Origin of the sequence: Azoarcus sp. KH32C, assembly GCF_000349945.1 — a bacterium.
Taxonomy (GTDB): domain Bacteria; phylum Pseudomonadota; class Gammaproteobacteria; order Burkholderiales; family Rhodocyclaceae; genus Aromatoleum.
Genome location: NC_020516.1, coordinates 405,213 through 424,739 on the forward strand (window position 1 = coordinate 405,213; position 19,527 = coordinate 424,739).

Genomic DNA, 19,527 nt, shown 5'->3' on the forward strand with positions numbered 1-19,527 from the left:
CAAGCAGTATATGATTGTAAGCCTTAATGACGAAGAGATGCCCGAAGCGTCTTCTCGGTTCACTGAACGGTGCCGAGTCGCTTGTCCGAAGCCCGATGAAAACGAAGATAAGTGTTGTGCTGCCTGCCAAGAACGAGGCGCTCGTGATCGGTCAGGTGTTGGCCGGGATCCGGGGCGCCTTGCCCGAAGCCGAGATCGTCGTGGTCAATGACGGTTCGAGCGATGCAACGGCGGAGGAGGCGCGGCGGTCGGGGGCGAGCGTCGTCGATCATCCGTACAGCATGGGAAACGGCGCGGCGATCAAGAGCGGTGCGCGTGCGGCTTCCGGCGATGTCATTGTCTTCATGGATGCGGACGGCCAGCACGATCCGGCGGACATCCTGCGCTTGATCGAGCGCCTGGACGAGGGTTTCGATATGGTCGTCGGCGCACGCGACGGCGCGTCCCAGGCGAGCGTGGGACGGGGCTTGGCCAATCGTTTCTACAATCGGTTGGCCAGTTACATGACCGGGCATCGGATCGAAGACCTGACATCCGGTTTGCGCGCGGCGCGCGCCGAACGCTTCCGGGAATTCCTGTACCTCTTGCCGAACGGTTTTTCCTATCCGACGACGAGCACGATGGCGTTCTTCCGTGCCGGCTATCCGGTCGCCTACGTACCGATCCGGGCCGGCAAGCGCATCGGCAAGAGCCATGTGCGGATTCTCAAGGATGGGACGCGCTTCCTGCTGATCATCTTCAAGATCGGCACCTTGTACTCGCCGCTCAAGCTCTTCGCGCCCGTCGTGGCGGTCCAGGTCTTGCTTGGCTTGGCCTATTACGCCTATACGTTCATCTTGCACGGTCGCCTGTCCCTGGCGACGATCTTCATGCTGACCTCGGCCGTGACGACCTTCCTGATCGGCCTGGTGTCGGAGCAGATCACGCAACTGATGTATCGAAGCAACGGCGAGGAGAAAGCTTCCCGATGAGCAAGCCGCTTTACGTCACGCGTCCTTTCCTGCCGCCGCTGGAGGAGTTGCAGCCCTATCTCGAGGAGATCTGGGCCAATCGGCAGCTGACGAACGGCGGTCCGTTCCATCAGCAACTCGAGGCGTCGCTGTGCCAGTACCTCGGCGTCGAGCATATTTCGCTCTTCGCCAACGGCACGCTCGCGCTGGTGACGGCCTTGCAGGCGCTGCGCATCACCGGCGAAGTCATCACGACGCCATACAGCTTCGTCGCGACGGCGCATTCTCTGCTCTGGAATGGGATCAAGCCGGTGTTCGTGGATATCGACCCGGAGTCCTTGAATCTGGATCCCGAGAAGATCGAGGCGGCGATCACCCCGCAGACGACGGCGATCCTGCCCGTGCATGTCTATGGCCGTCCGTGTGCGACCGAGCGTATCCAGAAAATTGCGGACACCTACGGCTTGAAGGTCATCTACGACGCTGCCCATGCATTCGCAGTCGAAGATCGGGGCGGAAGCATCCTTCGGCATGGTGACCTGTCGATCCTCAGCTTCCACGCGACCAAGGTGTTCACGACCTTCGAAGGAGGGGCGATCGTCAGCCCGGATGCGAAAACCAAGAAGCGCATCGACTACCTGAAGAATTTCGGCTTTGCGGACGAGGTGACGGTTGTCGCGCCGGGGATCAACGGAAAGATGAACGAGTTGCAGGCGGCGATCGGGCTTGCGCAGCTCAAGCATATCGACGCGGCCTTGAGCGAACGTGCCGCGATCGACCGGCGCTACCGCGAGCTGCTCTCCGACATCCCCGGCATCCGCTGCCTTCCGGCGCCCGAGTCGGCGCGACACAACCATTCCTACTTCCCGATCATGGTCGAGCCGGCGTTTGCGCTGAGCCGGGATCAGCTCTACCAGTGCCTGCGGGAGCATGACATTTACGCTCGCCGCTATTTCTATCCACTGATCAGCGAATTCCCGATGTACCGGGCGCTGCCGAGTGCAGCGCACTCGAACGTCCCGGTCGCCGTCTCAACGTCGAGCAAGGTGATTTGCCTGCCGATCTTTCCGCAGCTGGGGGCCGACGAACTCGAATCGATCGCGTCCGTCATCCGTGAGGCGGGGAAGTAGTATGGCCCGGCAGTTGGTCATCTACGGCGCGGGTGGGTTCGGCCGCGAGGTACTGCAGGTCGTTCGCGACATAAATGGTGCACGGCCCGGCACCTGGGATGTGGTTGGTTTCGCGCTGGATGAGCAATTCGTTTCGGCGTCCCTGGTTCAGGGGTTGCCCGTCGTCGGAAGCGTCGATTGGCTCGCCCGGAATCCGCAGGTCGAGGTCGTCATCGCCATCGGGGCGCCAGCGGCGCGTTGTCGTATCGCACGGCGCATCGCACAGGAAGTGGGCAATCGTTTCGCGACGCTGGTCCATCCGCGTGCTTGGCTGGGGCAGAACGTTCAGGTCGGAGAGGGCTCAGTGATCTGCGCAGGGGCGCTGGTGACGACGGACATTTCGATCGCGAGCCACGTGCACGTCAATATTGGGGCGACGATCGGGCACGACGCGATCCTCGGCGACTTCGTGACGCTGAATCCTTCTGTCAACGTGTCGGGCAACGTCCATCTGGCCGAGGGCGTCGAGGTGGGTACCGGGAGCGTGCTGTTGCCGAAAGTGATCGTGGGCGAGTGGGCGATCGTCGGTGCAGGCGCGGTCGTGACGAGAGAGGTGCCGGCCGATGCCACGGTCGTTGGCGCGCCGGCCAGGGTGATCAAGACGCGGAGTCACGGATGGCAGGGGCAGTAAGCGCGCGGCCGGCGTCGCGCGAAAGCCGCACCCGATCGGCTGGCGCGACGTGTTGAAACGCGCGCTGCTGGCGAGTTATGCGACTCAGATATACGTCGGTCTGATCGGTCTCGTGCTGATGCCGGTGTACCTCCGGTACATGGGCGCTGAAGCGTTTGGTCTGGTCGGGCTTTTCGTGTCGTTGCAGGCGTGGCTCCAGTTGCTGGACCTGGGGCTGTCGCCGAGCCTGTCGCGTGAAATGTCTTTGTACTGTGCCGGCATGCTGCCTGCGGATCTCGCGCGCGGTCGTCTGCGCAGCCTCGAATGCCTGTTGGGCGGCATGGCGGTGCTTGCAGTACTGGGCCTCGCCACAGCGCGCGATTGGATTGCGCATGACTGGTTGAACGTGAGGTCTTTGTCGGTCGAGACCGTTTCGTCCTGTCTTGTATGGATGGGAGGTGCTGCGGCCGCGCGGTGGCTGGCAGGTCTGTACCGTGCGGGCCTTGCGGGGATGGAGCGGCAATTGTCCGTGAATGCAGCGGTTGCGACTTTCTCGACCCTCAAATTTGTCGGTGTCATTCCTCTGCTGGCCTTCTGGACAAGCGAGCCGCGAGCCTTCTTTGCGTATCAGGCCTTGATAGGTGGGTTTGAACTGGTGACGTTCGCCGCGCTGATGTACCACATACTGCCGAGAGCGACACGCCCGGTTTGGCCGAGCTGGTCGGCGCTGCGTGGAATGTTGCCAGTCGCCGGTGCCATGGCCTTCCTGTCGGGGATGTGGGTCTTTCTGACGCAGATCGACAAGCTGATCCTTTCGCGCGCGCTGTCGTTGGAAGTTTTCGGTTATTACAGCGTCGCCGTGGCGGCGGCGGGCAGCGTGTTGACACTGGTACCGCCGCTCAATCAGGTGCTTCTGCCGCGCATGACGATTCTCGCAGCACAGGGGCGTACGGAGGACTTGAAGCAAATCTTCTGCATGGCCACGCAGTGTTCGGCGGTCGTATTCACGGCAACGGGTGCCGTTTTGGCGATTCTGGCCGATCCGGTGCTTTGGGTCTGGACGGGCAGTCGGGCGGTGGCGGATCAAGCTGCGCCGATCCTGTTCTGGTATGGGCTGGCTAACGGCCTGATTGGAGTGTTAACGCTTCCCTTCATGCTGCAATTTGCGTTCGGTTATCTCCGCCTGCACATCGTTGGAAATCTCGTGCTCGGCTTGACGCTGCTGCCTGCGCTGGGTGCCGCGGCGACGTATTACGGTGCGAAGGGGGCCGGCGGCGTACTGTTTGCGGCGAATCTGATGTTTCTGCTTTTCTGGATACCCCTTGTTTATCGGAAGCTGATGCCGGACTTGACCTGGCGCTGGCTAGGACGCGAGCTGATGCCGCCAGCGTGTGCAACGTTGCTGGTTGTCGTCGCTTTCGCCGCAATGATGCCGATGGCGCCAAGCCGCATCGAGGCCGCAGGCTTGTTGATTGCGGCCGTGTCGGCAAGTGCGTTGGCAGGGGTCGCCGCCGGAAACCGGACGCGTGCATTGATAGCGACTGCACTATTCAGGAAAACAATGGCTTGAGCACGTTGATGGTATCGGTCTGCGTGGTGACCTACAACCACGCGCGCTATATCAAGGACTGCCTGACCAGCGTGCTGGCACAGGGCGAGGATGTGCCGCTCGAAATTCTCGTCGGTGACGACCTTTCCAACGACGAAACGGGCGACATTATTGCAGGGCTCGCCGCCCGGCATCCGGATGTGATCCGTTACTTTCGCCACACCGAGCGGCAGGGGCCGACCGCGAACTATCTGTTTCTGATCCGCGAGGCCAAAGGGAAATACATCGCTCATTTGGATGGTGACGACTTCTGGCTGGCCGGGAAGCTGAAACGGCAAGTTGCACTGCTTGAGCAGCATCCCGAATGCCCTGCCGTCTATACGAACGCACTGGCGGTGGACGATCAGGGACGGGCACTGGGAATATTCAACAATTTGCAGCCGGAGCGATTCGATATCAACGCGCTCCTACGTCGAGGAAATTTCCTGAACCACAGCTCATTGCTTTACCGCGCTCGGTTGGGTCAGGCACTTCTCGACATTGCCCCCCCCTTTCTGGACTACCGGATTCATCTGAGGCTGGCGCGCGAAGGCGCGGTTGCCTACCTGAATGAAGTTCTCGTGTCATATCGTGTGGCGTCGAGTAGTTCGATCATCGTCCATGCAAACGATCACGTCCGGCAGTTGTACTGGGAGGCATTGTTGGATGTCCCTGTGGCGCAAGTCGATAGGAAGGCGCTGGCTGGAGGCATGGCCGAGTTCATGCGTTCGGTTGTCTTTCGATCTGCTCGGTTGCAGTCGTGGTCGCTGGTCCGGAAATGGTGGCCACAGGTCCTGGCCAACGCGCCGGAGGGGCGCGTGATGATGGTCGTTCGGACGGTGCTGGCGGTTCTGCGTACCGGTCTCCGTCTTGCGGTCGAGGAGATCTGCCGATATGTGAGCGGGAATGGCATGAAAATCCTATATCGGCGCTAGATTGAAATTAGTGGTGGGACGTTGAACTTCAAAAGAGCTTTTCAGGCCCTGATTGCCCGGCTGTCATTCGGCAATGGGCCGGTGTGCGTGATGTGTGGTCATCGTGTCGGCAGATTCCTGCCGTATGCGGGGGGATGGCGCCATGCGCCGGCCCTGACGCGAGCGCTCCAGGTGGTGGGGAGCGATCTCGACCATTTCGAATGCCCGTGGTGCGGAGCGCATGACCGGGAGCGTCATCTGCTGCTCTACATGCGGGCAGCGGGGGTGCTAGAACGGCTAAGCGGCCAGGACGTGCTGCATTTTGCACCTGAGCGGCGTTTATCCGGTGTGATCGCCGAGGCGGGGCCGCGAAGCTATCGCAAGGCCGATTTGTTTCCTCAGGCTGCCGACGTGGAACGAATGGACATGCTGGCCATCCCCTGCGAAGCCGGAAGCTTCGACCTGGTCATCGCAAATCATGTACTCGAGCACGTGGGCGATGACGAGCGTGCGGTGCGTGAAATTCATCGGGTGCTCAAGCCGGGTGGATATGCGATCCTGCAGACGCCCTTCAGCGCGAAATTGCTCCATACATGGTCCGATGCTGGCATCGATGACGATGCCGCGCGTCTTGAGGCATACGGCCAAGAGGACCATGTCCGCCTGTTCGGGCGGGACGTGTTCGGCAGGTTCGAATCTGGTGGCCTCGTGGCATGTGTCGGAACGCATGACGAGTTGCTCAAGGATTGCAGCCCGGCGACGTACGGTGTGAATCGCGACGAGCCGTTCTTTCTTTTCCGGCGGCCACCTGCCGGAGGCTAACGAATGCCTGGCAGCCCGTGCTTCAGCAGCATTTGAAGCTTGCGTGGTAGCGCAGTGAAAGCGCTGCAATACGGTGGTGAGGTCGTGTTGCGGAGGTGCTGTGCATTGCGTCGTTCCATCGCCAGGCGGCGGCGCTCCCGGTCGAGCGAGAACAGGACGTTGGCGTAGATTTCTCGCCAGATTCGGAGTTCGCGTTTGGCGACCGACAGCAGGGCGCCCTCTATAGCCAGTGCCAGCAAGTGCAGCGGCAGAAGCACCCACACCCATGGCGCCGGCGTGCATATCGTTAGGACGAAGGTCTTGTTGCGTTCGCTCAGACGCCGTCGGCGGTAGGTGCTGGCGAGGCGGCCCGCGGTGGCGCGGTTCCCGCCGAAGCTCTGACCCTGGCGATGGCGGTATGCGCTGCCAGCGGTGACCTGAACGGGATGGCCTGCCAAGCGTGCGCGGCAGCACAGGTACATGTCTTCGGCGATCGATTCGAACCACTCGGGGAAGCCGCCGAGTTCGTGCCACAGGCTACGCGGAATCCACAGGCAGGCGCCGATGACCATCGCGACGTCGTTGCGTTGCGGGTCGAGGTTGGGGACCGGGTTGTAAAAGGGATCGAGCAGGCAGCCGCGATCGACGAGTTCGTCCGTTTCCCAGTCGTGTTGTGGCAGGGTAAGAATGCCCTGCGGGCGCTGCGTTTGGGAGTGGCTGCGCAGCGTGCGCAGCGCGTCGGGGGCGAGGGCGGCGTCGTTGTTCAGGAGCAGAAGGTATTTGCCGCGCGCACGCTGCGCCATCCGGCTGTTTGCGACGCAGAAACCGACGTTCGCGGCGCTGGCGATGATTTCGACCTGCGGATAGCTTGCGCGCAGGAGTTCGAGCGAGCGGTCGGTTGAGGCGTCATCATGGACGAGGATTTCGACGGGAAAGTCGCAGTCCTGGGCGAGGACCGAGTCGATGCAGTCGGCGAGGAGACTCTCGCCGTTGTAGTTGGCGATGCAGACCGAGCAGAGCGGTTCCGTACTGCTCATTGCGCCGAATACCATGCCCAGGTGCGTTCGAGACCGGTTGGCAAAGAGGTGGTCGCGGACCATCCGTAGCGGTGCTGTGCGCGCTCGGGCGACAGCACGATGCGTGAGACATCGACGCTTCGGCCCGGTTGGTAGTGTCGCGTCATCGGTTTTCCGGTCACTGTTTCGATGTGGGCCAGCAGTTCGTTGAGGCTCACGCCGTGGCCACTCGCGGCGTTCATGATCTGCGTGCCGGCGGGCATTGGAGCGGCCAAGATGTCGAGGCAGAGGCGGATGAAGTCGACGATGTAGAGATAGTCACGCACAGTGCTGCCATCGCCCCAGATCGGCAGCGGGGTGCCCTTCATGGCGGCGTCCAAGGCGGTGGGAACGATGCCGAAGCCTTGGCGAATGGTCTGTCCCGGTCCATAGAGATTCGACGGGCGGAGGATCGTGGCGCGGGACGAGAATTGTGCGGTCCAGGCTGAGATGAAGTGCTCGGCGGCGGCCTTGCCCGCGCCGTAATAGGACTTGGGGCGGATGATGTGGTGCTCGGTGGCAGGGTCGGCGCCGGCGTCGCCGTACAGGGTGCCTCCCGAGGAGAGGTACAGGAGTTCGCAATCTGGGTGGTCCTGCAGGGCCTGCAGTAGCGCGAGCGTCGTGCGGAGATTGGTGTCGAGTTCTTGGAGGGGGTTGCCGGCGCTGCTGCCCGGTGTCGAAGCGGAGGCGCAATGGACGACGGCGCGGCATTCGGGTAGCCAGCGCGCGAATTGTTCCGGGTTGTCGAAGGTGTCGTCGATGGAGGTGATCTTGCCTGCGGTGGCGACAGGATGGTGTCCGACGGCGATCAGCGGGACGTTCGCTTCGCTGAGTGCGCGGGTCAGTGCGTTGCCGACGAAACCGCCGGCGCCGAGCAGCAGGATGGTGTCCTTCATGCCTTGGTGTCCTGCAGCAAGTTTCGATAGAGCGTGATGTAACGGGTGGCGCAGTCGTCCCAAGTGCCGATCTCGCGTGCAGCCCATTGCCGTGCCGTCTCGCCGGCCTGCCGGTTTGCTTCGGGCCGTTCCAGGGCGTCGAGCGCCGCGGCGACGTCCTGCGGGGCGTCGCAGAGCCAGCCGGTCTCGCGGTGGAAGACGATGTTCTCGTGCGCGGGCAGGCGCGAGGCGATGATCGGGAGACCTGCGGCCATCGCTTCGAGCATGACCTGCGGGCGGCCTTCGGCGTGCTGGCTGAGGGTGATCAGGCCGTGTGCGCCGGGGAACCAGTCATGCATCAGTTGGGCCGGCGAGGCGGGGCCGTGGTAGTGCACCCAGGCCGGCAGTTCGATCTCCTCCTGCATCGGACCGAAGAGGTGCAACTCGCGTGTGCCGTCGCGAAAATGCGGTTCGCACCACTCGAACAAAGGCCCCAGTTTGCCGCGCGTCAGCCGCGTGACGGCGAGCCATTTCGCGGGGCCGGTCGGGGCGAAGCTGCGGTCGATTGCAAACCAGCCGGGGTCGATGCCGAAGGGGACGAAGCGGACAGTTGCGAAATCACCGAATCGTTTCGTGAGTTCGGGAATCATCCATTCCGCATTGGGGCAGATGGTCACGGCACGGCCGCGCATCGCGCGCTTGAGGAGCGTCGCCATCAGTGGCAGCTTGAGCAACTGCATGTCGGTCCCGAGCACCGTGATCAAGGCCGGGCGTCCATTCGCCGGCAGGGGCAGGGCGTTCTGGAGCCAGTTGATGTGATAGACATCGACCTTGCGGCTGCGAGCATAGGTGCTGTGCAAGAACTGGAGGAGCCGCAGAGCGTGGGCCACGCCTTGCGCGGTGCTGTTGCGCAGCAGGTGGGCGATACCCCCCTTCTGCATCAATGCTGCGAGCCAGGCCGACTCGGACGGCGTGGCGGCGACGCGCACAGCGGGATGCGATTCGCCCGGCGGAGCCCACAGTCGCAGCGCGAGGTCGTCTCGCCGGGCGAGCGCGTCGGAGAGGTGGCGGATGAAGAGGCCACGCCAGTCGGTGAGCGTCGACGGATACGAGGTGCTCACCATTAACACGTCGAGAGGTGCGGCTTGATTGATCGGCGCAGGCATCACTTTGTCGAATGGACGCGCACCGATCGGCACGGTCTGGGATCGGGTTTCAAGAGTAGATTGAGGCTTGTTAACTAGCAATTACATCATGTAGATGGTATTTCCACCAAGGAGCGATCTGTAATCGGCGGGATGGAATGCAGTTTTCACGCCATGCGGGTCGGATTTTCGGTTGCGAGGCGAGGAGTCCGCCGCGACGAGTGGCTCATCCGCGACAAGGTCCGTCGAAGGCCCGGGTGTTCGGCGTGCAGTGCGGCGAGTAGCCGTTGGCCATTCCACGGAGTGCAAGCTGGTCCATAGAGTTGCCGATCGAGCGCTCCAAGCTCCGTCCGAGTAGCCTGTCCTCCAAGGTGCTGGGCGATTGCGAGCAGGCTTGCGGGGGCCGGTGGGAGGCCTTTGCCGCGCCATTGGAGCAGGGCGGCTCGGGCGGCGAGCGGATCATTATTGCGGCATGCACGTCGGAAGTGGAAGTACGGCGTATTGCGGCGGAGCCAGATGAGTGCCGCGGCCATTGCCAGTAGTGCCAGTCCCGCGAAGGTCGTGATGAGTGCAGGGCCGCTGGCTGGCGCGTTCACCGGGGCAGCGGAAGGGGCCAGGGGGGGTGAAACTGGGGGCGCGGATGATATTGCTTGGGCGCTCACGTCGATAGCGGGCGAGGCCGCGGTGGCGGGGCTTGTCATGGCCATGATCGTGCGTGCAGGAAGATCGGCATGGCGCGCTGCATTGTTGAGGGTGTCCCACCATGCCAGCCTCAGAGCGGGGATGGTGAGATCGCCGCTCTGCCGCGGCACCATCAGCCAGGTCTGCTCGCGCGTGCCAATAATCCCGCCCTCGTCCTCACGCTCTTCGAGGCGCGGCGGTTCGGGATGCACGGAGAAGCCTTCGGCATCCGGTTGCAGCGCGGGCAGCTGCGCGGCGGACAAGCCTCTCGCCTCGATACGGATGGTGCGCCGTAATGCTTGTCCGGGCTTCAGCGGGAGCCCGGCGGGTTGCCACGATTCGGTCAGCGTCAGCGTGCGTGCCGGCAGCCAGTCCTCGCCCCGTCGATCGAAGGGGATTGCCCGTACGGCGAGCGTCAAAGGCGGCGCATCGATACGTCGCTCGGCGGATTTGCCGGTGCTGTTGGCCTGGATGCTGACATGGCCGTCGGTTAGCGGCAGCGGCCCGCTGGCGAAAGGGAGGATCAGGTAGCGGCGTTCCGTGACGCGGTAGCGTCTGCCGGCGCGGGTGACTTCGTCCACCTTTTCGCCTGCGCTGGCGCGGATCTCGGCGAAGGCCGAGCGTGGAGCGTGGAAGGCGAGTTCGCGCGTGCTTACGGCTTGGTAGAGACGCAGGGTGTAGATCGCTTGCGCTTGAACGTAGACCGTGTCGGGTTCCAGTTGCGCCTCGATCCAGAGGTCGGCATTCGCACCATCACTTGCCATCGCCCGTCCGACGGCGAGGATCAGCGCGATGGCGCACGCGAGCCGCGCCATGGCAAGGGCGGTCCAGTGAGGACGGGCGGCATCTCGCAGTCGCATCACCATGGGCGCGACACCTCCCCGCTTTGGCGGCGGCGATGTTCGAGTTCGAGCTTGCGCCGCAGCAGCCCCGCTGGTTCGTCCGGCACGCGGCGCAGCCATTGTTCGGCGAGGCGTTGGGCTTCCTGTTCGTGATCGCTGCGCGCGGCGTTCTGCTCGGCTGCGGACGGCGCAGGCGGCGGAGGGGGTGCCTTGCCCTTGCCTCCGCCTGCAGCAGGTGGCGGCGGGGGCGGTATCAGCCTTTGCACCACATCGCGGTTGTGTCGGATATCAGGGTCGTTCGGGCGTTGCCGCAGCGCAGTTTCGAACGCTTGCAAGGCTTCTTGCAGGCGCTCCTCGTGCGCCAGCGCATTGCCGCGGTTGTACAGGGAGTCGGCATCGTCGAACGGCTCGAGCAGGGATGCGGCTTCCGCATAGCGACCGGCGCGATAGTAGGCGACGGCTTTCCAGCGGGGATCGGCGAACTGTCGGGCTGCGGCTGCGGCGTCTCCGTCTTGCAGCACGAGCGGCGCACGCTGGTCGGGACGGCGGCGCCATCCGGTGAGGTCCATCGCGTCGGCGGAGGAGAAGGGGCACACCACGGCAACGGCGAGGAGGATGAGCAGGCCGCGCCGGAACGCCAGGGCGGCGAGCGGCAGGATGAGTGGCAACAGCCATGGTCCCAGTTCCTGAGGTGTCGCCGCGTGTGCCCGGGTTGCCCGGGTACCGTGGCCGGTGGCGAGATCGGTGGCAATGAGGCTTGCAGCCGCGCTGGCATCGGCGAGGGCGACGTAGCGTCCCCCTGTTGCGCGGATCGAGTCGGTCAAGGGCGACGCGGCGGCGCTCCCATTGTCGGTCGGGCCGGTGTGCAGCAGCGAGACGCGGACGCCGTCGCGGTGCAGCGCCTCAAGAACTTCGAGGGCTTCGGCGGAGGCGACGGTATGCGACGTGAACCAGACGACGTCGCGCCCGTCCGCTCCGGACTTGGACAGGGTTTTTTGGGCGAGGCGCAGGGCGCGCTCAGGGCGGTCGCCAGCGAGCGGCAGCAGTCCCGGCGACAATTCCGGGACCAGCAATCGCAGCGTTGCCGCGTCGGTGGTCGGGGGCGCCGCGAGGTAGGGTTCCTCGCCATACACCACGAGCGCCGTTTGCCCGTCCGGCAACTGGCCGAGCAGTTCGAGCAAGGCGATGCGCATGGCCTCGTCGGTCGCGGGCGCGTCGAGCTCGGCGGCCGGCGGAGAAAGGCCGACCAGCAGCACGCGCACGGCATCGCTGCGCAGGGCAATCGCGTTCTTGCCCGGGACCGCGGGGCCCGCCAGCGCAAGCACCGCGAGCATCAGGCCGACGGTCGTGGCGATCCGCGTGCTGCGGTGCCGGTCGGGCAGACGTGGTATCGCCACATGCGGGAGTAGCGCGGGATCGACGACGCCTTCCCAGTTGCCATGCTCGGGCGTCCGGTGGCGAGCGAGGTGCCAGAGTAGGATCCCCAGCGGCAGCAGGGCGAGCAGCCACCAGGGGCGCAGCAGCGTCAGTTCTGCGAACAGCTTCGCCACGTCGGTCATCGCCGTGCTCCGGTGCGGCGACGCAGGGCGATCAGCGTGGCGAGAACCAGCGCAGCGGCCAGCGGCCAGGGATACAGCTCCTGTGCCGGTCGGCCGTCCGCGTGCCCGAGATCGGTCGGTTCGAGATCGTCGATCAGGCGATAGAACGCCGACAGGCCTGCGGCGTCGGTGGCGCGCCGGTAGGAGCCGCCCGTCCTGCCGGCAAGCTCGCGCAGGGAATCTTCATCGAGGTCGGCCGAAGGATTGGTCTCGCGCGGCCCGTCCGCCATAGCCACCTGCGTGCGTTCTGCGCCGATGCCCACGACATGGATGCGCAGTCCCTCGCGTTGCGCGATCCAGCCCGCCTGTGTCGGCGTCAGTTGCCCCGCGGTGTTGGCGCCGTCCGTCAACAGCACCAGTACGCGGGCGTTGCCGCCGAACTCCCGAAGACGCGTGGCGGCGAGCGCGATGGCGTCTCCGAGCGCCGTTTCGCGGCCCGCGAGGCCGATCGCGACGTCGTCGAGCGCGGCGCGAACGGCGTCCAGATCGAAGGTGAGCGGCGTATGCAGGTAGGCCTGTTTGCCGAACACGATCAGGCCGACGCGATCGCCGTCGCGGCGCGACAGGAAGTCCTGCGCGAGGCGGCGCGCGACGGTCAGGCGCTCGGTGGGCCGGCCGTCGACGCCAAGGTCGGCCGTCGCCATGCTGGCCGAGATGTCCAGCGCGAGCATCAGGTCGCGGCCGGTTGCCGGCAGGTCATGCGGATCGGCGGGGGCGAGCGGCCGGGCTGCTGCCAGCACGAGCAGCATCCAGGCTGTGCTGGCGAGCCATAGGTCGATGCCGACCCTTCGGCGTGTCCGGGCGGGACCGGGCAGGGCGGCCTGGTTGGGGGAAGGCAGCACGAATGCGTCGAGCGAGGGTACGCGCAGGACGGCGCCCGGATCTGTCGCCGGCAGGCACCGGCGAACGAGCCAAGGGAGCGGCAATAGCGCCAGCAGCCAGGGCCACAAGAAGCTCATGGCGCGTTGTGCTCCAACCACTGGCGGGCGAGCGCCACGAGTGGCTCGGCGTCGTGCTCGCGCCACCCGCGGACAGCGTCGGTGCGCCGATACGGCAAGTCTTCCAGCACCGCTCCGGCGCCCGCCACGAACGCTGTTTGGCCTCCGTGCGCATCCAGGAACTGCAGCCAGGCCACGCCCGTCAGGCCCGCCACGGATGCCTGTGGGAAGCGCCACCGGGCGTAGCGGCGCAGTAACCCGGAGATACCGGCTGCGAGCGCGACCGGATCACGAGCCTCCCCATAAACTCGTGCCAGGGAGTCCAGCTCATGCAGGGCATCGCGGAGCGGGCGTCGCCGCCAATATCGTCGGCCGAGCCAGATTCCGGCGGCGAGCACGCATGCCAGCACGATCCACCAGCCGGGCTCGGGCGGCCACCATCCCGATGGTGGCGGGAGGTGGATGTCGCGGAGGTCGTCGACCGTTGCGGTATTCATGCGGCGCGACGCGGCTGAAACAAGGGCGCGAGCGCCGACAGCGGATCGTCGTCCGTCGCAAGCGGCAGGAGTGTTGCGCCAAGATGCCGCGAGAGGGCGGCAAGGCGTTCGCTGCGCGCACGAAAGGGCGCGCCGTAGGCTGCGCGAGCGGCATCGTCGCGCAGATCCAGCGAGCACTCGGCGTTGGGAGTGGCAATGCGATAGATGCCAGGCGGAGGCGGCGTGGATTCGAGTGCGTCGAATACGTGCACGAGGGTAATGCGTGTCGCAGTGCGTAGCGTGTGCAGCACATGTTCGCCCGTCGTATCCAGGGCTTGGAAGTCGGACAGCACGACTGCACAGGTCCCCGGACGGACTCCACGGGCGAATGCCTGCAGGGCGGCACCGAAACTGGCCGGATTGCGGGCGATTTCCGCGTCTGCAGCGCTTGTCACGAGCCGATGGATGAAGCCGAGCGCGCTGTGTTCGCGCGCACGTGCGGGCAGGTCGTGATAAGTGCGCCCGTCGTGAATGACGCCGCCGATGCGGTCGCCCGCGTCGACCGTGGTCCAAGCCAGCAATGCCGCTACCTTTGCCGCGGCGACCGATTTGAACATGCGGCGTGTGCCGAAGCGCATTGTCGCGCCGAGATCGACGAACAGCCGGACCGGCTGCTCGCGCTCTTCGTGAAACAGTTTCGTAAAGGGGCGACCGCAGCGCGCGGTGTGTCGCCAGTCCACATTGCGCAGATCGTCGCCGGCCTGGTAAGGGCGTACCTCGGCAAAGTCGAGCCCGCGCCCGGGCGTCGTGCCGCGGTGTACTCCGCCGCGCGGGCCTCGCGCCGCCGCGGCGAGGGTGCGCAGCGCGGCGGCCCGGGCGCGCAGCGCAATCAGGTCATGTTGCGAGGGGGCGACCGCAGCGGACTGCCGGTCGAAGTCCGGGCTCACGGTACCGGTACGCGTTCGAGCAGGGCCGTCACGAGCGCGTCCGTGCTCATGCCGTTCGCTTGCGCATCCCAGCCCAGCAGGATGCGGTGGCGCAGGACGTCCGGTGCGACGGCCTGGATGTCATCAGGGGAGACGTAGTCGCGGCCGAGCAGCCAGGCACGCGCCCGCGCGGCACGTTCGAGCGCGAGCGTCCCGCGCGGACTCGCGCCGAAGCGCACGGCTTGTGCGAGATCGACGCCGTAACGCTCGGGGCTGCGGGTCGCCGCGACGAGCTCGACGATGTAGCGTTCGAGGTCCGGACTGAGGTGCAGTTCGAGGACGGCGCGCCGCGCAGCGAAAACCTGCTCCTGCGTGAGGATCGGGCTCCGCGCCGGCCGCGGCCTCGTCTCCAGCGCGCCGAGCGCTTCCGCTCGGGCGAGGCGCAGGATCTCGCGTTCGCTTTCGGGCGTCGGATAGTCCACGCGTACGTGGAGCAGGAAGCGGTCGAGCTGCGCTTCCGGCAGCGGATAAGTCCCTTCGTGTTCGATCGGATTCTGCGTCGCGATCACGAGGAACAGGCGAGGCAGTGCGAAGGTGGTCTGTCCGACGGTGATCTGCTGTTCGCCCATCGCTTCGAGCAGGGCCGACTGCACCTTCGCCGGCGCGCGATTGATCTCGTCGGCGAGGAGCAGATGATGGAACAGCGGTCCGTGCTCGAAATGGAAGCTGCCGTCCTGCGGACGGAAGATCTCGCTGCCGGTGAGGTCGGCAGGCAGCAGGTCGGGCGTGAACTGGATGCGGTGGAAGTCGGCCGCGATCATCGACGCCAGCAGGCGTGCAGCGCGCGTCTTGGCGATCCCGGGAGGGCCCTCGAGCAGCACGTGGCCGTCGGCGAGCAGCGCGATCAGCAGCCTTTCGATCAGTTGCGGCTGGCCGACCACTTCGGCCTGCAGCGCGGCAAGTAGGGTCTGCACCTGGGGGAGCGGATTCATCGGTTTGGAGTCTCGTTCAAGCTGCGGACGCCGTGTTTTCGACGACGGGCTGATCGGCGGTGCACGGACGGCACGCGAGCCAGAACAGGGCGGCGAGCATTGCCGCGAACAGGAAACCGCCCTGGTTTTGCACGAGCCAGCGCATGTCCACGAAGCCGCGCCAACCGAAGGGGACGGCTCCTATAAGCAGCATCCCCTTGCGCAGCCACCACACTGCCGCGGGCAGCGCGACACCGAATCCGCCCACCAGTGTCAGCCACTGCCGACGTTCGGAGCCCGTCAGTGAAGACCACATTGCCACGGAGAGCGGCACGAGAACGAGGCAATCGTATTCCTTCAGCCGCGGCAACAGGAGTGCCGTGCCTGCAACGGCCACCAGCGTGCGGACCAGGGAGGACGGAGTGCGCGCGATCGCCCGCAGCGTCAGCAGAACGACTCCGCAGGCCCACAGCAGGTAGGCGAAGATGACGCCGGGTCCGCCTCCGAGGCCGAGGCCGGTCTTTCTGACGAGCATCGAGAAGCCGAAGCCGGGAACCTCGTTCGCGTGACGGACGGCGACGTTCAGCCATTCGGCGAAGTAAGTGGGAAAGAGCGTCAAGTCCGCCGCATACCACGCGGCGACAAGCACGATACAGAGCCCGGGGATCAGGAACTCGCGGCGCAGGAGCACCGGCAGGATCAGGTAGGCCGAATACAGCGGCTTGAAGGGGGCCGTGACGACACACAGCGCGGCGACCGGCCGCGTCGCGGATGCTGTGCTCCAGGTCAGCCACAGCAGCAGTCCGTAGAAGGGGATGGCCATGTTTCCCGATACCAGCTCGGAGACGAACACCCCTGCGCCCGGAGCGACCACCAAAGCCAGCACGAGGGCCGCCGATCCGCACAGCCGGTAGAGGACATGGACGAAGAGCGCCGCGCCTGCGACATAGAGCGAGACGTAGGCGACGCTCAGGGCCGGCATGCCGAGCATCGATGCGATGCCGGCAAGCAGGCGCGTGCCGGCATACGGATAGGTGTGCGGGAGGAAATAGCCGGTGCAGTCGCCGACGAAGCGGTAGGGATCGCCCGTTGCCTGTGCGGCTTCGATCGCACAGCGATAGACCGTGCCGTCCCAGAAATACGCCTGATGTTCGACGAGGAGCGACAGCGCGAAGACAGCCCCCGGAATCAGGCAGGCGAGTGCGGCCAGCCAACGGGATGCGGGCATGCCGGTCATCGCGTGGCCCTCGCCGGCTGCGGTGTCATGTTCGACGGGGCACGGTGCAGGATCGCCCAGTGGGCAAAGCCCGCGATCTCCTTATATCCGAGCTTCGATTCGCCCACCTTTCGGTCCGGGAACACGACCGGGACTTCGCGGACGCGTAGCCGAGCCTGAACTGCCCGCTGCAGCAGCGCCACCAGGAACACGTAGCCCTGGGCCGTCACTTCCGCGTAATCGGCCTTGACCAAGGCGCTCGCGCGCCACGCGCGGAACCCCGCCGTGCAGTCGCGCACCGGGGCGAGACCGAGCCAGTGCCGCGCGACCAGATTGCCGCCCCAGGACAGCATCCGGCGTCGCCAGCCCCAGTCGGGCGGCGTGCGATTGCCTTCCAGGTAGCGACTGCCGATCGCGAGATCCGCGCCCTGTTCAATCGCCTCGACGAGGCGCGGCAGGTCCGATGGCAGATGCGAAAAGTCGGCGTCCATCTGGATGACGATGTTCGGCGCGAACGTGGCCAGCACGTGGTCCAGTCCGCGCACGTACGCGGCGCCGAGGCCTGCGCGGGGGCCGCTCAGCAGCGACACGCCCGCCTGCCGCGTCGCGAGGCGCTTCACCTCCTCGGCGGTGCCGTCGGGCGACTCGTCGTCGACGACCAGCACGTGGACCTGCCATGCGGGACGCGACAGCGCAGCCAGAACCTCCCCGACGAGGGGGCCGATGTTGCCGCGCTCGTTATAAGTGGGAATGACGGCGGCAATTTTCATGGGCGGGACGGGAAGGGCGCTGCGGGCGCGTAGAATACAGGGCGAAACCCTTGAAATCCATACGAATCAATGCAATCGGCAATGGTATGCGGCTCTCGGTAGTCATCCCGGTACATAACGGCGCGGCGGTGGTGAGCGGTTTGCTCGAATCCCTGGCTGCGCAGCGACTCGACGGGATCGCGGGCTGCGAATTCATCGCCGTCGACGATGGCTCCCGCGACCGGACAGCGGAGTTCCTTGCTGCGCATTCGTGGCTCCGCGTGCTGCATCATTCCGACTGCCGCGGTGCGGGAGCGGCCCGCAACACTGGCGCGCGCGCGGCCCAAGGCGATTTCCTTCTTTTTCTCGATGCCGACACGCGGCTTCGCGACCCGGATTTCCTGCGCCAGTGCGTCGCCGTCTTCGAGGCTCATCCGGAAGACGACGCGATTTCGGGCTGCTATTACGACCGCAATCCCGGCGGCGGCGCCTTCGCGCGCTACCTGGACGTGTGCGAGGCGGCGATGCGCGCGGACGGACTCGATCGGCCCGCTGCCGGAGTCTTGAGCGGATCGGTGTGCTGCATACGACGCACAGTCTTCCTGAGCCTCGGCGGATTCAGCGAGCACACCAAGGTCGTGCTCGAGGATCCCGAGCTGGGATGCCGTTTGCACGCGGCCGGATACCGGACTCGGCTTTCCGGCGCGCTGCGTGTCGAGCACCGCCAGCCCGGTTTCCTGTCCTACATGCGCGAACTGGTGCCGCGGGCGCGCCACTACATGAAGCTCATCCGGCACTACCGCATCTTCAACCCGATGATGGGGGGCGCAGCCGAGGGGCTTGGCAGAGGTACGCTGGTTCTCGGCGTGGGCCTGCTCGTCGCCGCGATCGCGCTGCCGTGGCTCGCTCCGCTCGGCGCATTTTCGCTCGGGCTGGCGGCGTGGATGTCGCGCCGCTTTCTCGGGGATCTCGCACGCAGCGAGGGCCTGTTGTTCGTGCCGACCGGGTTGGCCTTCCATGTCGCGACCAGCGCAGCGATCGTCCTCGGGGGAGGATTGGCGCTGAAAGACATGGCGTCGCGCAGCATCCGCAGTCGGCTCGTCGACGTAACGGTCGTGCTGGCTTACCTCAGGAGCCTGCTGTCGCGCGGCTCGCCCGGCTACCTGATCCAGTTCCTGACCCACCGCTGCAACGCCCACTGCCGGCACTGCTTCGACGATCCACAGCGCCAGACGATCGGTCGCACCGCCGAACTCGACTTGGCGCGCATCGAGCGCCTCGCGCAACGCACCGGTGTGCTCGGCCACTTGTCGCTCACCGGCGGCGAGCCGCTGCTGCGCGACGACTTGCCAGAAATCATCGCCGCCTACTACCGGGCGGGCGTGCGCTCGATCAGCGTGTCGACGAACGGTTCCTACCCGGAGAAGCTGGAGTCGCTGCTTGTGCGACTGCCGCAGGTCGCGCCCTTCGGGCGCATCATGGTGACCTTGTCGGTGGATGGCGTCGGCGTTGACCACGACCGCCTCCGCGGGGTGCCGGGTCTCTTCGCGAAAGTCGAGCAGTCCTTGCGCTTGCTGTGTGAGGCGCGGCAATGGCTGCCGCAGTTGCGCGTCCATGCATGCATTGCGGCCACCGCCGAAAATGCTGCAGCCGTGCCGGCTATCATTGCCCACCTGAAACGGTTCCGACTCGATCAGCTCGAGATGACGCGTTTGCGCGGAAAACCGGCGGATGCGTCGCTGCAGGGCGTCGACGATGCCACGTACGATCGCCTCGCTGCCTGCCTTGCCGAGGCAAACGGCGCGGCGTCCGGACTGTCGAAGGTCTTCGCTCTGCTCGACCGCGCCATGTTCGCCGTCGTCAAATCGCCGCAGCAGCCTTGGCCCTGCGGCGACTGTCTTGCGGGGCGCCGCCTCGCAGTGATTCACGCGGACGGTTCCGTCCTGCCGTGCGAGATGATCCGCGATGTGCGTCCCGGCGACGCGGCTGAGTTCGACAATTTCATCGTCGGCCGTCTCGCGGA

The 19,527-nt window shown here is 65.6% G+C and carries 17 protein-coding genes and 1 pseudogene; 7 read left to right on the forward strand and 11 right to left on the reverse strand.

What is annotated here, in order from left to right:
• Window positions 1–95 precede the first annotated feature (95 nt).
• From AZKH_RS01760 to AZKH_RS01785, 6 genes are read left to right on the forward strand one after another with little or no spacing between them, the layout of a single operon-like run.
• Complete coding sequence (locus AZKH_RS01760; protein WP_015434010.1) at window positions 96–971, forward strand: glycosyltransferase family 2 protein; 876 nt, start codon at window positions 96–98, stop codon at window positions 969–971.
• Window positions 968–2,080, forward strand: a complete 1,113-nt coding sequence (locus tag AZKH_RS01765) for a DegT/DnrJ/EryC1/StrS aminotransferase family protein (protein WP_015434011.1) — start codon at window positions 968–970, stop codon at window positions 2,078–2,080. The genes AZKH_RS01760 and AZKH_RS01765 overlap by 4 nt, the downstream gene beginning before the upstream one ends.
• 1 nt (window position 2,081) lies before the next feature.
• Entirely contained in the window at window positions 2,082–2,750 is a 669-nt protein-coding gene (locus AZKH_RS01770; protein ID WP_015434012.1) for an acetyltransferase, read from the forward strand.
• 52 nt (window positions 2,751–2,802) lie between these two features.
• The gene (locus AZKH_RS01775) at window positions 2,803–4,299 is read left to right on the forward strand and encodes a lipopolysaccharide biosynthesis protein (protein ID WP_041655814.1); all 1,497 of its coding nucleotides are present in this window, start codon (window positions 2,803–2,805) and stop codon (window positions 4,297–4,299) included.
• Entirely contained in the window at window positions 4,296–5,252 is a 957-nt protein-coding gene (locus tag AZKH_RS26110) for a glycosyltransferase (RefSeq protein ID WP_015434014.1), read from the forward strand. Before AZKH_RS01775 ends, AZKH_RS26110 begins: the two co-directional genes overlap by 4 nt.
• A 21-nt stretch (window positions 5,253–5,273) precedes the next feature.
• Entirely contained in the window at window positions 5,274–6,053 is a 780-nt protein-coding gene (locus AZKH_RS01785; RefSeq protein WP_015434015.1) for a class I SAM-dependent methyltransferase, read from the forward strand.
• Here AZKH_RS01785 and AZKH_RS01790 read toward each other — a convergent pair.
• From AZKH_RS01790 to AZKH_RS01840, 11 genes are all read right to left on the reverse strand, one after another.
• Window positions 6,050–7,069, reverse strand: coding sequence for a glycosyltransferase family 2 protein (locus AZKH_RS01790; protein ID WP_197538749.1), 1,020 nt, complete (start codon window positions 7,067–7,069; stop codon window positions 6,050–6,052). The genes AZKH_RS01785 and AZKH_RS01790 overlap by 4 nt on opposite strands.
• Entirely contained in the window at window positions 7,066–7,983 is a 918-nt protein-coding gene (locus AZKH_RS01795; RefSeq protein WP_015434017.1) for an NAD-dependent epimerase/dehydratase family protein, read from the reverse strand. Before AZKH_RS01795 ends, AZKH_RS01790 begins: the two co-directional genes overlap by 4 nt.
• On the reverse strand, window positions 7,980–9,086 hold the full coding sequence (locus AZKH_RS01800) for a glycosyltransferase family 4 protein (protein WP_041656660.1): 1,107 nt from the start codon (window positions 9,084–9,086) through the stop codon (window positions 7,980–7,982). The genes AZKH_RS01795 and AZKH_RS01800 overlap by 4 nt, the downstream gene beginning before the upstream one ends.
• A gap of 188 nt (window positions 9,087–9,274) precedes the next feature.
• Window positions 9,275–10,654, reverse strand: a complete 1,380-nt coding sequence (locus AZKH_RS01805) for a BatD family protein (protein WP_015434019.1) — start codon at window positions 10,652–10,654, stop codon at window positions 9,275–9,277.
• Window positions 10,648–12,189 carry a tetratricopeptide repeat protein gene (locus tag AZKH_RS01810; protein WP_015434020.1) on the reverse strand — a complete coding sequence of 514 codons (1,542 nt, stop codon included), beginning with the start codon at window positions 12,187–12,189 and terminating at the stop codon, window positions 10,648–10,650. The genes AZKH_RS01805 and AZKH_RS01810 overlap by 7 nt, the downstream gene beginning before the upstream one ends.
• Window positions 12,186–13,187, reverse strand: coding sequence for a VWA domain-containing protein (locus tag AZKH_RS01815; RefSeq protein ID WP_015434021.1), 1,002 nt, complete (start codon window positions 13,185–13,187; stop codon window positions 12,186–12,188). Before AZKH_RS01815 ends, AZKH_RS01810 begins: the two co-directional genes overlap by 4 nt.
• Complete coding sequence (locus AZKH_RS01820; RefSeq protein ID WP_015434022.1) at window positions 13,184–13,663, reverse strand: DUF4381 domain-containing protein; 480 nt, start codon at window positions 13,661–13,663, stop codon at window positions 13,184–13,186. The genes AZKH_RS01815 and AZKH_RS01820 overlap by 4 nt, the downstream gene beginning before the upstream one ends.
• Window positions 13,660–14,589: a DUF58 domain-containing protein gene (locus tag AZKH_RS01825; protein WP_015434023.1), complete on the reverse strand. Its 930-nt coding sequence runs from the start codon at window positions 14,587–14,589 to the stop codon at window positions 13,660–13,662. Before AZKH_RS01825 ends, AZKH_RS01820 begins: the two co-directional genes overlap by 4 nt.
• Window positions 14,586–15,560 (reverse strand): MoxR family ATPase, encoded by a 975-nt coding sequence (locus AZKH_RS01830; protein ID WP_015434024.1) that lies wholly within the window; start codon window positions 15,558–15,560, stop codon window positions 14,586–14,588. Before AZKH_RS01830 ends, AZKH_RS01825 begins: the two co-directional genes overlap by 4 nt.
• A 16-nt stretch (window positions 15,561–15,576) precedes the next feature.
• Window positions 15,577–16,767 carry a hypothetical protein gene (locus tag AZKH_RS01835; RefSeq protein WP_156822025.1) on the reverse strand — a complete coding sequence of 397 codons (1,191 nt, stop codon included), beginning with the start codon at window positions 16,765–16,767 and terminating at the stop codon, window positions 15,577–15,579.
• A 5-nt stretch (window positions 16,768–16,772) separates the two neighbouring features.
• A complete protein-coding gene (locus AZKH_RS01840; protein WP_015434026.1) occupies window positions 16,773–17,525 on the reverse strand; it encodes a polyprenol monophosphomannose synthase in 753 nt (250 codons plus the stop codon).
• Window positions 17,526–17,611: 86 nt separating this feature from the next.
• Between AZKH_RS01840 and AZKH_RS27565 the strand changes: the two are divergent.
• A pseudogene (locus tag AZKH_RS27565) lies at window positions 17,612–19,078 on the forward strand (glycosyltransferase); the annotation flags it as partial.
• Window positions 19,079–19,527: the final 449 nt, after the last annotated feature.